The 14,164-nt window shown below is 61.5% G+C and carries 14 protein-coding genes; 10 read left to right on the forward strand and 4 right to left on the reverse strand.

Going from position 1 to position 14,164, the window contains the following annotated elements; genetic code table 11:
* Positions 1–20 precede the first annotated feature (20 nt).
* The 3 genes from HX786_RS16490 (at position 21) to selO (ending at position 6,698) form a co-directional block, all read left to right on the forward strand.
* A complete protein-coding gene (locus tag HX786_RS16490; protein ID WP_178912338.1) occupies positions 21–1,763 on the forward strand; it encodes a potassium/proton antiporter in 1,743 nt (580 codons plus the stop codon).
* A gap of 70 nt (positions 1,764–1,833) precedes the next feature.
* On the forward strand, positions 1,834–5,184 hold the full coding sequence (gene mscK, locus HX786_RS16495; protein ID WP_008439184.1) for a mechanosensitive channel MscK: 3,351 nt from the start codon (positions 1,834–1,836) through the stop codon (positions 5,182–5,184).
* A 50-nt stretch (positions 5,185–5,234) separates the two neighbouring features.
* Positions 5,235–6,698: a protein adenylyltransferase SelO gene (gene selO / locus HX786_RS16500; RefSeq protein WP_178912339.1), complete on the forward strand. Its 1,464-nt coding sequence runs from the start codon at positions 5,235–5,237 to the stop codon at positions 6,696–6,698.
* Between the two features lie 6 nt (positions 6,699–6,704).
* Here selO and HX786_RS16505 read toward each other — a convergent pair whose 3' ends face one another.
* Both HX786_RS16505 and HX786_RS16510 read right to left on the reverse strand, forming a co-directional pair.
* Complete coding sequence (locus HX786_RS16505) at positions 6,705–7,106, reverse strand: type II toxin-antitoxin system HigA family antitoxin (protein ID WP_008439186.1); 402 nt, start codon at positions 7,104–7,106, stop codon at positions 6,705–6,707.
* Positions 7,103–7,399, reverse strand: coding sequence for a type II toxin-antitoxin system HigB family toxin (locus tag HX786_RS16510; RefSeq protein ID WP_093202502.1), 297 nt, complete (start codon positions 7,397–7,399; stop codon positions 7,103–7,105). Before HX786_RS16510 ends, HX786_RS16505 begins: the two co-directional genes overlap by 4 nt.
* A gap of 235 nt (positions 7,400–7,634) precedes the next feature.
* Between HX786_RS16510 and trxC the strand changes: the two genes are divergently transcribed.
* Complete coding sequence (gene trxC, locus HX786_RS16515; RefSeq protein WP_003209402.1) at positions 7,635–8,069, forward strand: thioredoxin TrxC; 435 nt, start codon at positions 7,635–7,637, stop codon at positions 8,067–8,069.
* Here trxC and HX786_RS16520 read toward each other — a convergent pair.
* Entirely contained in the window at positions 8,057–8,305 is a 249-nt protein-coding gene (locus tag HX786_RS16520; RefSeq protein WP_003209399.1) for a DUF6124 family protein, read from the reverse strand. The genes trxC and HX786_RS16520 overlap by 13 nt on opposite strands.
* A gap of 441 nt (positions 8,306–8,746) precedes the next feature.
* Positions 8,747–9,517 (reverse strand): ParA family protein, encoded by a 771-nt coding sequence (locus tag HX786_RS16525; protein WP_003209397.1) that lies wholly within the window; start codon positions 9,515–9,517, stop codon positions 8,747–8,749.
* A gap of 348 nt (positions 9,518–9,865) precedes the next feature.
* Between HX786_RS16525 and HX786_RS16530 the strand changes: the two genes are divergently transcribed.
* From HX786_RS16530 to HX786_RS16555, 6 genes are read left to right on the forward strand one after another with little or no spacing between them, the layout of a single operon-like run.
* On the forward strand, positions 9,866–10,588 hold the full coding sequence (locus HX786_RS16530) for a beta-ketoacyl synthase chain length factor (RefSeq protein WP_003209396.1): 723 nt from the start codon (positions 9,866–9,868) through the stop codon (positions 10,586–10,588).
* Positions 10,564–11,376: a 1-acyl-sn-glycerol-3-phosphate acyltransferase gene (locus HX786_RS16535; protein WP_102367952.1), complete on the forward strand. Its 813-nt coding sequence runs from the start codon at positions 10,564–10,566 to the stop codon at positions 11,374–11,376. Before HX786_RS16530 ends, HX786_RS16535 begins: the two co-directional genes overlap by 25 nt.
* On the forward strand, positions 11,354–11,623 hold the full coding sequence (locus HX786_RS16540; protein WP_008439197.1) for a phosphopantetheine-binding protein: 270 nt from the start codon (positions 11,354–11,356) through the stop codon (positions 11,621–11,623). Before HX786_RS16535 ends, HX786_RS16540 begins: the two co-directional genes overlap by 23 nt.
* Before the next feature lie 9 nt (positions 11,624–11,632).
* On the forward strand, positions 11,633–11,887 hold the full coding sequence (locus tag HX786_RS16545) for an acyl carrier protein (protein ID WP_003209389.1): 255 nt from the start codon (positions 11,633–11,635) through the stop codon (positions 11,885–11,887).
* Positions 11,884–12,429 (forward strand): membrane protein, encoded by a 546-nt coding sequence (locus HX786_RS16550; protein ID WP_008439202.1) that lies wholly within the window; start codon positions 11,884–11,886, stop codon positions 12,427–12,429. Before HX786_RS16545 ends, HX786_RS16550 begins: the two co-directional genes overlap by 4 nt.
* The gene (locus tag HX786_RS16555; RefSeq protein WP_178912340.1) at positions 12,426–14,096 is read left to right on the forward strand and encodes an acyl-CoA synthetase family protein; all 1,671 of its coding nucleotides are present in this window, start codon (positions 12,426–12,428) and stop codon (positions 14,094–14,096) included. Before HX786_RS16550 ends, HX786_RS16555 begins: the two co-directional genes overlap by 4 nt.
* The last annotated feature ends 68 nt before the right edge of the window (positions 14,097–14,164 follow it).

The following is a 14,164-nucleotide window of genomic DNA, read 5'->3' on the forward strand; positions in this document are numbered from 1 at the left end:
CTGCTCATGGAGTACTGCCTTTGAATGCGACGACCATCAACAGCCTGTTCTTGATCGGCGCGTTGCTGGTAGGTGCGAGCATTCTGGTGAGTTCTCTTTCGTCCCGCCTGGGGATTCCGATCCTGGTGATCATCCTGGCCGTGGGCATGATCGCCGGCGTCGACGGCGGCGGCATCATCTTCGACAACTACCCGACTGCCTACCTCGTGGGCAACCTCGCCCTGGCCGTGATCCTGCTCGACGGCGGACTGCGAACGCGGGTAGCCAGTTTCCGTGTAGCCCTCTGGCCTGCGTTGTCCCTGGCGACGGTCGGGGTGCTGATCACCACCGGCCTCACCGGCATGGCAGCCGCCTGGCTGTTCAACCTCAACATCATTCAAGGCCTGCTGATCGGCGCCATCGTCGGCTCCACGGACGCCGCAGCGGTGTTCTCGCTGCTGGGCGGCAAAGGCCTTAACGAACGGGTCACCGCCAGCCTGGAAATCGAATCCGGCAGCAACGACCCGATGGCGGTGTTCCTCACCGTCACCCTGATCGACATGCTCGCCAGCGGCCAGACTGGCCTGCACTGGAGCCTGCTGGGCCACCTGATCCGCGAGTTTGGCATCGGCGGCATCATCGGCCTGGGCGGCGGCTGGTTGATGCTGCAGATGGTCAACCGGATCAACCTGGCCAACGGCCTTTACCCGATCCTGGTGATTTCCGGCGGCCTTTTCGTGTTCGCCCTGACCAACGCCCTGCACGGCAGCGGCTTCCTCGCCGTTTACCTGTGTGGCCTGGTGATCGGCAACCGCCCGGTGCGCAGCCGGCACGGCATTTTGCATATGCTCGACGGCATGGCCTGGCTGGCACAGATCGGCATGTTCCTGGTGCTGGGCCTGCTGGTCACGCCCCATGATTTGCTGCCCATCGCGCTGCCGGCTCTGGGCCTGGCGCTGTGGATGATTCTCTTCGCACGGCCGCTGTCGGTGATCGTCGGCCTGTTGCCGTTCAAGGCCTTCCATGGCCGAGAGAAAGCCTTTATCGCCTGGGTCGGCCTGCGCGGTGCGGTACCGATCATTCTGGCGGTGTTCCCGCTGATGGCCGGCCTGCCCCACGCGCAGCTTTACTTCAACCTGGCGTTCTTTATCGTGCTGGTGTCGTTGCTGGTGCAGGGCACGAGCCTGCCGTGGGTCGCCAAACTGTTGAAAGTGACGGTACCGCCAGAGCCGGCGCCGATTTCCCGGGCGGCCCTGGAAGTGCACGTCACCAGCGAGTGGGAGCTGTTCGTCTACCGCCTGGGCGCCGAGAAATGGTGCATCGGCGCCGCCCTGCGGGAGCTGAAAATGCCCGAAGGCACGCGGATCGCCGCGCTGTTTCGTGGCCAGCAACTGCTCCATCCGTCGGGTAGTACAGTGCTCGAAGTCGACGATCTGCTGTGCGTAATCGGCCATGAACACAACTTGCCGGCCCTCGGCAAACTGTTCAGCCAGGCACCACAACGGGGCCTCGACCTGCGCTTCTTCGGTGACTTCGTCCTGGAAGGCGACGCCCAGCTGGGCGCGGTTTCGGCCCTGTACGGGCTCAAGCTCGAGGGCATCGACCCGGACATGCCACTGAGTCGTTTCATCACCCAGAAAGTCGGCGGTGCGCCGGTCGTCGGCGACCAGGTGGAATGGAACAACACCATTTGGACCATCGCGGTCATGGACGGGAACAAGATCGGCAAAGTCGGCGTCAGATTCCCCGAAGGAAGTCGCCCGGGCCCCGGACTCTTCCTCTAAACTGCGGGGCGACGGCGCGCCAGTCGATGTCGGGACGCCCCCTATTTTTCACCTTGCTCGACCGGTCTCTATGACAACCCTGCGCACTTTTCTCGCCACTGCCCTGCTGGGCCTGACTCTCTGCGTCGGCACCGTACACGCGGCCGACCCGCCCAGCATCGATTCCGTCCAGCAAACCCTGGACAAGCTGCCGGACCGCAAACTGCCCGACGCCGACATGAAGGCGCTGCAAAGCATCCTGCAGCAAACGCTCACCTTCCTGGGCAACCAGCAGGACTACCAGCAGCGCCTGGTGGACCTCAAGCGCCAGCTCGAAGACGCGCCGCGCCAGACCGTCGACAACCAGCGCGAACTGACCCGCCTCAAGGCCACCAAGGTGATTCCGGTCGCCCAGCGCTACGCCACCTTGCCGGTGCCGCAACTTGAACAACTGCTGGTGCAGCGCACCACCCAGCAAGGCGACCTGCAAAAGGAACTGGCCGACGCCAACAGCCTGACCATCGCGGCCCAGACCCGACCCGAGCGCGCCCAGACCGAAATCAGCAGCAGCCAGACACGTATCCAGCAGATCAACGCGACCCTCAAGGCAGGCAAGGACAACGGCAAGACCCTCAGCGGCGACCAGCGCAACCAGCTGAATGCCGAGTTGGCCGCACTCAACGCGCTGATTCCCCTGCGCCGCCAGGAACTGGCCGGCAACAGCCAACTGCAAGACCTGGGCAACAGCCAGCACGACCTGGTGCTGGAAAAGACCGCGCGCCTGGAGCAGGAAATCCAGGACCTGCAAACCCTGATCAACCAGAAACGCCTGGCCCAGTCCCAGGAAACCGTGACCCAGCAGTCCATCGAAGCCCAGAAGGCCGGTGGCAGCAGCCTGCTCGCCACGGAAAGCGCGGCCAACCTGAAACTGTCCGACTACCTGCTCAAAAGCACTGACCGGCTCAACGAGCTGACCCAGAAAAACCTGCAAACCAAGCAGCAACTGGACAGCGTGACCCAAAGCGACTCGGCGCTGGACGAGCAGATCAACGTGCTCAAGGGCAGCCTGCTGCTGTCCAAGATCCTCTACAAACAGAAGCAGGCCCTCCCGCGCCTGACCGTGGACCGCGACCTGGCAGATGACATCGCCAACATTCGCCTGTACCAGTTCGAGGTCAACCAGCAGCGCGAACTGATCAGCACCCCGAGCACCTACGTCGACAGCTTGCTGGCCAACCAGCCGGCCGACCAGGTGACGCCACAACTGCGGCGCACCCTGCTGGAACTGGCGATCACCCGCAGCGACCTGCTGGAACGCTTGAGCCGGGAACTGAGCGCACTGCTCAACGAATCCATCACCCTGCAACTGAACCAGAAACAACTGCTGAGCACCGCCACCACCTTGCGGGCGACCCTCGACGAACAGATGTTCTGGATTCCCAGCAACAAGCCGCTGGATACCGAATGGCTGGAAACCGTACCGGCGCACCTGAGCAAACAGGTCAATACCCTGCCGTGGGCCTCCAGCGTCAGCGAGCTGTATGACGGCCTGACCCAGCGCCCGCTGCTGTTCCTGCCCCTGCTGTTGTTGATTGGCGCGCTGCTGTGGCGTCGCAGCTACCTGTATGCCCGGCTGAAAAAAATCCATATGGACATCGGCCACTTCAAACGCGACAGCCAGTGGCACACGCCGGTGGCGATCCTGGTGAATATCGCGCTGGCGATGCCGGTAGCCCTGGGCCTGGCACTCTGCGGCTATGCGCTGCAGATCGACGCCCGCGGGCAAAACGCCAACCTCGGCGCCGCCCTGCTGCAGATCGCCCAGGCGTGGCTGGTGTTCTACACCGCGTATCGGATCCTCGCGCCCGGCGGCGTCGCCGAATTGCACTTCCGCTGGGAAAAACCCCAGGTCGAATTCCTCCAGGGCTGGGTACGCAAGCTCGGGCTCGTGGTACTGGCGTTGGTGGCCGTGGTGGCCATCGCCGAGCATCAGCCGGCAGCGCTGGCCGACGATGTGCTGGGCATCGGCGTGGTACTGACCTGCTACGCACTGATGGCGTGGCTGCTCGGGCGCCTGCTGCTCAACAGCCCGACTCATGAAAAAGCCTCGCTGTTTCGCAAGGCCGTGGGCCTGGTGTTTACGGCACTGCCGGTGGCGCTGTTTATCGCCGTATGTTTTGGCTACTACTACACCGCCCTCAAGCTCAGCGACCGGCTGATCAACACCTTGTACCTGCTGATGTTCTGGCTGGTGATCGAAGCCACCTTCGTACGTGGCCTGGGCGTTGCGGCACGGCGCCTGGCCTATGCGCGGGCCCTGGCCAAACGCCAGGCCGCCAAGGAAGCCGGTGAGGGTGAAGCAGTGATCGAAGAGCCGACCCTGGACATCGAACAGGTCAACGAACAGTCGATGCGCCTGATTCGCCTGGCGCTGCTGGGCGGCTTTATCGCTGCGTTGTACTGGGTATGGTCCGACTTGATCTCGGTGTTTTCCTACCTGGACAACGTCACCCTCTACGAATACACCAGCGGCACCGGCGCCAATATCAGCATGGTGCCCATCAGCATCGGCGACTTGCTCGGCGCCCTGATCATCATCGGCATCACCTTCGCCCTGGCGCGCAACCTGCCCGGCCTCCTGGAAGTGTTGGTGCTGTCCAAGCTCGACCTGGCCCAGGGCAGCGCCTACGCCACCACCACCTTGCTGTCCTATGTGATTGCCGGCGTCGGGTTTGTCTCCACCCTGTCGACCCTCGGCGTGAGCTGGGACAAGTTGCAATGGCTGGTGGCCGCGCTGTCGGTGGGGTTGGGTTTCGGGATGCAGGAAATCTTCGCCAACTTCATCTCCGGCATCATGATCCTGTTCGAGCGCCCGGTACGGATCGGCGACACCATCACCATCGGCAACTTGTCGGGCACGGTGAGCAAGATCCGCATCCGTGCCACCACCATCACCGACTTCGACCGCAAGGACATCATTGTTCCGAACAAAACGTTCATCACCGGGCAACTGATCAACTGGTCGCTGACCGACACCATCACCCGGGTCACCCTGAAACTGGGCGTGGACTACGGCTCGGACCTGGACCTGGTGAAGGAATTGCTGCTCAAGGCCGCCGCCGAAAACCCACGCGTGTTGAAGGACCCGGCGCCCCACGTGTACTTCCTCAACTTCGGTGAAAGCACCCTCGATCACGAACTGCGCATGCATGTACGGGACCTGGGCGACCGCAACCCGGTGATCGATGAGGTCAACCGCTTCATCAACCGCGAGTTCAAGAACCACCACATCAACATCTCGTTCCGGCAGATGGAGGTTTACCTGAAGAACCTGCATGGCCAGGAATACAAGCTGGTGCCGGTGGAAGAAGAAAACCGGACCATCCTGCCGCCCGCCCAGGACCAGGACCTGCCCGAGCCGCCGCCCGCCAAACTCGACTAAACGCGCTATCCCCAGCAGAATGGTCGGACATTCTGCTCAGGAGATGGCCGTTGAAAGCCCTCGACGAACTGACCTTCGACAACCGCTTCGCCCGCCTGGGCGACGGCTTCTCAACCCATGTGCTGCCCGAGCCCATCGACGAACCGCGTTTAGTGGTGGCGAGCGAGGCAGCCATGGCGCTGCTGGATCTCGACCCCGCCGTGGCCGAAACACCGGTATTTGCCGAGCTGTTCGGCGGGCACAAGCTGTGGGCCGAGGCCGAGCCGCGGGCGATGATCTATTCCGGGCATCAGTTTGGCTCGTACAACCCGCAACTGGGGGATGGCCGCGGATTGTTGCTGGGCGAGGTGTACAACCAGGCCGGCGAGCATTGGGACCTGCACCTCAAGGGTGCCGGGCAAACCCCGTACTCGCGCATGGGCGATGGTCGTGCGGTGTTGCGCTCGTCGATCCGGGAGTTTCTGGCGTCGGAAGCACTGCATGCGCTGGGCATTCCCAGCAGTCGTGCGCTGTGTGTGATCGGTTCCACCACGCCGGTGTGGCGCGAGAAACAGGAGCGCGCCGCCATGGTGCTGCGCCTGGCCCACAGCCATGTGCGCTTTGGGCATTTCGAATATTTCTACTACACCAAGAAGCCTGAATTGCAGAAGCAATTGGCGGAGCACGTGCTGTCCCTGCACTTCCCGGAATGCATGGAACAGCCCGAGCCGTACCTGGCGATGTTCCGCGAAATCGTCGAGCGTAATGCCGAGTTGATCGCCAAGTGGCAGGCCTATGGGTTCTGCCATGGAGTGATGAACACCGACAACATGTCGATCCTCGGCATCACCTTCGACTTCGGGCCGTTTGCATTTTTGGACGATTTCGACGCGCAGTTCGTCTGCAACCACTCCGACCATGAAGGGCGTTATTCCTTCAGCAACCAGGTGCCGATCGGGCAGTGGAACCTGAGCGCACTGGCCCAGGCGTTGACGCCGTTTATCAGCGTCGAGGCGCTGCGGGAAACGCTGGGGCTGTATCTGCCGTTGTTCCAGGCCCACTACCTGGACCTGATGCGCCGCCGACTGGGCCTCACCACCGCCGAAGATGACGATCAGAAACTGGTGGAGCGCCTGCTGCAACTGATGCAGAACAGCGGCGTCGACTACACCCTGTTCTTCCGCCGGCTGGGGGATGAATCCGCCGCATTGGCCGTGGCGCGGTTGCGCGACGACTTTGTCGACCTCAAGGGGTTTGATGGGTGGGCGGATCTGTACAAGGCGCGCGTGGAGCGCGACGCCAGCGGCACAGAAGAACAGCGACGTGAGCGGATGCATGGGGTGAATCCGCTTTATATCCTGCGCAACTATTTGGCGCAGAACGCCATCCAGGCGGCAGAGCTTGGGGATTACAGCGAAGTGCGCCGGCTGCATGAAGTGCTGAGCAAACCGTTTGAAGAGCAGCCGGGGATGGAGCAATACGCTCAGCGGCCGCCGGATTGGGGGAAGCATTTGGAGATTAGTTGTTCTTCATAGCGCGACCTAGATAAAGGTCTCCACTGAAACCCCAAAGCGCTCCGCCAGCCAACGAATCTGCCGCAGGTTGAGCTGGCGTTTGCCACTAAGTACTTCAGAGACAACCGACTGCGCACCAACGCCCGGGAGATCACTTTGGGTCAAGCCATGCTCTCGCATCATTGAACGTAGCACTTCAACGCCACTGGCAACGGGCATCGGCCGGTGCTCGAGATCGTAGGCCTCGATCCAGTCACTGAGGATATCCACCAGGCTCATGAGCGGGCTGGATTCATCTTCGCCTATCAGGTCCAGCAATTCGTCGAGGGCGCTGACCAAGGTATCGTAGTCCGCCTCGTTTCTTGGCTTGCGCAGCAATGGCGAAACAAATTGCCAGTGTTCGGCAGCCTGCCTGATGAGTGCGCTCATCTGATTTTCTCCTTCCATTTACCTTGCTCATATTCACGGTGATCGAACAGGTACTTGATATAAATTCGTTGTACTTGGTAATGCACGAAGGCAATCAACCTCAGCTTATTGCCCCCGATGTCAAACACATGGAACTGCCCGACTTTGTCTGTTGCAGGGAACATTCCTTTCATCGACGCAAAGTCGGCGGGACTGTTGCGTTTCATTCTGCGATACCACTCATCCAGTGCCGTGGCTGAATGCGGCCATCTTTCTTTCGCTTCCCATATCCTTTTTTCGCTGATCACTCGCATGCAACATCCTTATCGCATCTTGCTATGAAGGTTAGTCTTGCCGAAAAAATATCGCAATCTGCGATATTACTTGGCGGACCAGTGGCGCAATTCCAAGCATCCTTCAACAGCCTAGATACGCCGCGATAGAAGTCACCACCAAAAATGTGAACGCGTACGTCACTAGCGTCGAACCTTGATAAACACCCTTCCCGGCTCCAAATAGAACCCATTGGCCACTTTCACGGAGCCCAGCATGTCCGACTCTCTAGTAATTCCCTGCCCCCACTGCAACGGTCTCAACCGCATCCCCAATGAACGCCTGGGCGATGCGCCGAAGTGCGGGCGCTGCAAGCAACCGGTGCTGCTGAGCAAACCCTTTGAGCTGAAACAGGGCGATTACGCCAGCCAGATCAAGGGCGACCTGCCGTTGCTGGTGGACGTGTGGGCCGAATGGTGCGGGCCGTGCAAGTCGTTTGCGCCGGTGTTTGAGCAGGCCGCCGGGCAGTTGGCCGGGAAGTGTCGATTGGCCAAGCTCGATAGCGAGGCCAATCAGCAGTTATCCGCTCAGTTGGGGATTCGCTCGATTCCCAGCCTGATCCTGTTCAAGAATGGCCGGGAAGTGGCGCGTCAGAGCGGTGCGTTTCCGTTACCGCAGTTGATGAGCTGGCTGCGCAGTCAGGGCGTTTGAGGTAGCGGGACGCCCCGGTCCATCACCTGCCCCATCAGCAATACGCCCAATTCGCTCAACTGATGAATGGCCAACGCGACATCGCGCTGCTTGCCGGTGAGGTCGTCGGAAAGGTCGAGCAAGAGGGTGGTGACTGAGGAGAAGGTTTCGTAGGTATTGAGGATCAGGGTTTCGGTGGCTTGGCCGGGGCTGACTGTAAAAAGGTACGACGGGGGATTTGGAGTAGCTTTAAACATGGTCGACATTCCTGATTGGAACCGCCATCTGATCGCTACTAAACGAATTAGGGTGGCAGCTGTACGCAGGTTAGTAGACCGGGAAATGTCGAAGCCGGCGCGCCCGAAGACGCCCTACGCACAGCTACCATCAAGCACAGACTCAGCGCCTGAAAGATGAAGCTTATGCACTTAACGACAAACACTCGGGCTACTAAACCCGATCACTGAGAATTCAGCGACCGAGCAACCTTAGAGACGCCCATCCAGACGCACAAGCCGGCGGATTCTGGCGTAACTGTAGGCAACGGCGCAAGACGACGATTTCCCTGTAGAAACAAAGACCAAATGTGGGAGCGGGCTTGCTCGCGAATGCGGTGAGTCAGTCAATAGAGAATTCGACTGATCCACCGCATTCGCGAGCAAGCCCGCTCCCACATGGGTGATGTGTTGCCTGCTAAATCACGCGTTTTCCAGCAAGTTATGCAATTCCACAAACTGCTGTGTCAGCTTGTGCCGTGGGTCCAGGTGGATCAGCGGCATGTTCGCCTGGTGCGATTCACGCATGCGCACCGAGCTGGTCAGGTACACCGGCAGCACCGGTAACCCCTCGGCAATCAATTCATCCAGCATCTGCTGCGGCAGGCTCGCCCGGGCCTGGAACTGGTTGACCACGATGCCTTCCACTTCCAGCCCTTCGTTGTGGTCTTCCTTCAATTCTTCGATCTCGGCCAACAGGCCATACAGCGCCTGGCGGGAGAAGCTGTCGCAATCGAAGGGGATCAGCACGCGATCAGCGGCAATCAGCGCTGAAACGGCATAAAAGTTCAACGCCGGCGGCGTATCCAGGTAGATCCGGTCGTAGTCCTCGCTCAATTCATCCAGCAGCTTTCGCAGCTTGTTGATCTTGTGCTTGGCCTCGAGCTTGGGCTGCAGGTCTGCCAGTTCCGCGGTGGCGGTGATGACGTGCAGGTTGTCGAACGGGGTTTCGTAGATATCCACCTGGTTCTTCTTCGAAAACGGCCCGGAAGACAGGGTTTGCTTGAAGAAGTCGGCGATTCCCATGGGGATATCGTCGCCGGTCAGCCCGGTGAGGTACTGGGTAGAGTTAGCCTGGGCATCGAGGTCCACCAACAGGGTTCGATAGCCTTCGCTGGCGCTGACCGCCGCCAGGTTGCAGGCAATGCTGGACTTGCCAACACCGCCTTTTTGGTTGAACACCACGCGCCGCATGGAAAAACCTCCGTGTATCAATGAATGACCCGAGTGTAGAGGGCAAAAGCGCCCGTTAGCTACCTCGTTTGTTCCTGTACTACAGCATCAGAGGCTCTATCTCGCATAACAATTTCCCGTCTGTCCGACAAAGCAGGAATTGCCTGACACCTGCTGCCCTACCTGCATGATGGACAATCGGTAATTCTTTCCAGCGAATTTGTAATCATCCGTGAACAATTCTTTACCAAAGTTTGCTAGAACCCCGCAGCACCGGGATAATGCGCGCCATTCGGCGATTGCACCCTGTCCCGGTATTCGGGGCCAATGGCTGCACAAGGAAGCCCGCAGGGGCGGGATAACTTCTCAGTGATCAATTTCAACATCGCCCAATGGCGCGCCTGGGCTCCCGGGCTCGAAAGCGCGGACGACTGGCGCACCTGGTGCCGGCAGCCGACATTGCTCGCCCGCAGCGACGCGGCACCCGACGTGTCCTTCCTGCCGGCCATGCAGCGCCGGCGCCTGAGCCGCCTGGCGCGCATGGCCTTCAGTGTGGGCTGGCCCCTGGCCGAAGGCTTGCAACAGTTGCCATTGGTGTTTGTCTCCCGTCACGGCGAAACCCCACGCACCCTCGATATTCTCAGCGACCTGGCCAACGACGAGCCCCTGTCGCCGACCCAGTTCAGCCTGTCGGTGCATAACGCGGTGATTGGCCTGTGGTCGATCCTGCGCAATGAAACCAGTGAAATGACCGCCCTCGCCGCCGCCGGCGATGGCCTGGAGCACGGCATGCTCGAAGCCGCTGCCCTGCTCAATGAAGGCGCACCGGCTGTATTGCTGATCATTACCGAGGAACAGCCCCCCGAAGCCTATGCGCGCTGGATCGAGGACGTGCCCTTCCCCTACGCCCTCGGCCTGCTGCTGACACCGGGCGACGAGTGGCAGCTGGAACTGAATACAGCCGCTGTCCAACCCACCACCAAAGCCCAGTGGCCCCACGCCCTGAACCTGCTGCGCACCCTGCTGAACGAACAGGGCGCCTGCCAACATGCCTGGAAGAACCGAGTATGGAACTGGCAACGCAAGTCCTGACCGAAAAGCCCCGGAAGGCCTACTACTGGCGCCTGTTCGCCACTGCCACCGCCTTCGCCCTGTTTGGCCTCGGCGGCCTGTGCCTGCGTGTCCTGGTGTTTCCGCTGCTCAGTTGCCTGCCGGGTGATGCCAAACAGCATCAGCGACGCGCCCGCCACACCATCAGCTGCCTGTTCTGGTTGTTTATCCGCATGATGACGCGCCTGGGCATCCTGACCTACAGCGTCGAAGGCGCGGAAAAGCTCGGCCGCCCGGGCCAGATGATCATTGCCAACCACCCATCGCTGGTGGACGTGGTGTTCCTGATCGCCCAGATGCGCCAGACCAACTGCGTGGTCAAGCAGAGCCTGTGGCAGAACCCCTTCACCCGGGGCCCGGTGCGCGACGCCGGCTACATCAGCAACGACGGCAGCGCCGACATGCTCGACGCCGCCGCCGATGCCCTACGGGACGGCCAGACCCTGATCATTTTCCCGGAAGGTACCCGCACCTCACCGGGCCAGGCACCGACCTTTCATCGCGGCGCCGCCGCCATTGCCCTGCGCGGTGCGAGCATCATCACTCCGGTAGTGATCAAGGTCAGCCCCACCACCCTGACCAAGGCCGAACCCTGGTATCGCATCCCGAATCGCCGCTTTCACTTCAGTTTGCGCGTGGGTGCCGATATAGAACCACAGGCGTTTGCCGCACAAGGGCCCGCGCCCCAGGCATCACGCAAGCTCAACGATTACCTGCACCAGTATTTTATTAAGGAGCTCGCCGAAGATGAGCGACCAACACCGCCTTGAGCACGACATAAAAACGCTGATCATCGAGGCCCTGGGCCTGGAAGACATCAGCGAGAGCGACATCGGCAACGAGCAAACCCTGTTCGGCGAAGGCCTCGGCCTGGATTCAGTCGACGCCCTGGAATTGGGCCTGGCGATCCAGAAAAAGTACGGCATCAAGATCGATGCCGACGCCAAGGACACCCGCAATCACTTCACCAACGTGGCCAGCCTCGCGGCGTTCGTCACGGCCCGACAGGCAGCTTGAGACCGTACCATGCAAACTCGTGACGATATTTTCAACACCTTGCGCGACGCCCTGGTGGAACTGTTTGAACTGGAACCGGAACGCGTCACGCTCGACGCCAACCTGTACCAGGACCTGGAAATCGACAGCATTGATGCAGTGGACCTGATCGACCACATCAAGCGCCAGACCGGCAAGAAAATCGCCGCCGAAGAGTTCAAGGCCGTGCGTACCGTGAATGACGTGGTCGAGGCGGTCTACCGTCTGGTTCAACCGGCCGCATGAGCCGGCTGATCGGCCTTGGCCTGTTGCTGGCGGGGCTGCTGTACCCTTTTGCGGTGTATTACGGCACTGAGCATTTTGCCCCGTGGCAATTTGGCCTGCTGCTGGGCAGCCTGTGGCTGTTGCGCGCCCTGACCGGCGCCAGGCGCCCGGGAAGCCGCTGGATGGCGGCGGCGATCATTGTCTTTTGCCTGCTGCTCGCCTGGTTCGACAACCCGCAGATGCTGCGCTGGTACCCGAGCCTGGTCAGCGCCTTCATGCTGGCACTGTTCGGCCTGAGCCTGAAATACGGGCCGCCGATGGTCGAGCGCCTGGCGCGCATGAGCGAGCCGCAACTGCCCGAAGAAGCGATTGTGTATACCCGCCAGGTCACCGTGGTGTGGAGTGTATTTTTCCTGTGTAACGGCCTGCTCGCCGCCGCGCTCACCCTGTGGGCGCCGCTGAGCTGGTGGACGTTGTACAACGGCATGATCGCCTACGGGCTGATGGGGCTGTTGTTTGCCGTGGAATGGCTGGTACGACAAAGGGTTCGAGGCCGCGTATGAATTGGTTGAATCTTGAGCACTTGCTGCTTGAGCCTGTGGAGCAGCGTTTGGTCACCACCGAACCTGCCCTGGATCACCCACACCTGTGGGAGAAGTCCCTGAGCCTGGCCGCCGGGTTGCAAGCCCGGGGCATCCAGCGCCTGGCGGTGTACCTGGAAGATGCCGGCTTGCTGGCGATCGCCCTGCTGGGTGCGTGGCGAGCAGGCGTCAGCGTGTTGTTGCCTGCCGACCTGCAACCACAAACGCGCCAACGCTGGGACGATGCCGTCGACGCCTGGTTGACCGAGGCCAGCGACTTGGACGCGCTGTATCAAGCGCCATCAAGCGCCGCGGCCCTGGACCTGGACGCCTGCTGCCTGAGCCTGTGCACCTCCGGCTCCAGCGGCGAACCCAAGCGCATCGACAAAACCCTGCGCCAGATGGCCAATGAAGTCCAGGCGCTGGAAACCTTGTGGGGCGCCGACCTGGGCGAGGCGTGCATCATCGGCAGCGTCGCCACCCAGCATATCTATGGCTTGCTGTTTCGGGTGCTGTGGCCGTTGTGTGCCGGGCGCACCTTTGTGCGCCAACAGTTGGCATTTCCCGAGGACTTGCAGCGCGCCAGCCGCGAGCATGCGCAATTTGCCTGGGTCGCCAGCCCGGCGCTCCTCAAGCGCATGGGTGACAACCTCGACTGGCCAGCGCTTACACCGGTCAAACGGGTGTTTTCCTCCGGCGGCGCCTTGCCCCTTGAGGCCGCCGACAGCCTGCATCAGCGTTTGCAGCAATGGCCGACGGAAATCCTCGGCAGCTCGGAAACCGGTGGTATCGCCTGGCGCCAGGGCGAACAACCGTGGCAGCCGTTTGCCGACGTGCAACTGAGCCAGGACGCCGACGGCGCCTTGCGCATCGCCTCGCCATACCTGCCCGCCGGCCATGTCGAACAGACCGCCGACGCCGCCACCATCCACGCCGACGGCCGCTTCGAATTGCTCGGCCGCCTGGACCGCATCGTCAAGCTGGAAGAAAAACGCATCTCCCTGCCGATGCTGGAACAGGCGCTGATGGACCATGCCTGGGTCGCTGAAACGCGCCTGGGCGTGGTGCAGGAAAACCGCGCCTCCCTCGGCGCCCTCGTGGTGCTTAGCGCAGCCGGCTTGCATGCCCTGCGTAACCAGGGCCGGCGCACCGTCACCCAAACCCTGCGCCAGCACTTGAGCCAACACTGCGAAGCCCTGGCGCTGCCCCGCCGCTGGCGCCTGTTGCGCCAATTGCCGCTGAACACCCAAGGCAAGCTGCCCCAGGCCGACGTCGAAGCCCTGCTGCTGGCACCGCGCCCGAAAGCCCCGGAAGTACTGGAACAAGTCGAAGCCAACGGTGAATGGACCCTGCAACTGGCGATCCCGCCGGACCTCGCCTACTTCAGCGGCCACTTCCCGCAAACCCCGGTGCTACCGGGTGTGGTGCAAGTGGATTGGGCGCTGAGCCTGGGCCAGCAACTGCTCAAGCTGCCGGGGCCGTTCGCCGGGATGGAAGTGCTCAAGTTCCAGCAACTGGTACGCCCGGATGACCGGATCGAACTGCACCTGCGGTTCGATCAGGAGCGCGGCAAGTTGTACTTCGCCTACCGCAATGAGGCGGCCGCCTGCTCCAGTGGGCGGATCGTGCTGGAGAGGGTCAGTGATTAAGCTTTTGTGGCGAGGGAGCTTGCTCCCGCTGGAGTGCGCAGCGCTCCCAACCCAGGCACTGTGGTTTA

Source organism: Pseudomonas sp. 21615526 (assembly GCF_013386245.1).
Taxonomy (GTDB): domain Bacteria; phylum Pseudomonadota; class Gammaproteobacteria; order Pseudomonadales; family Pseudomonadaceae; genus Aquipseudomonas.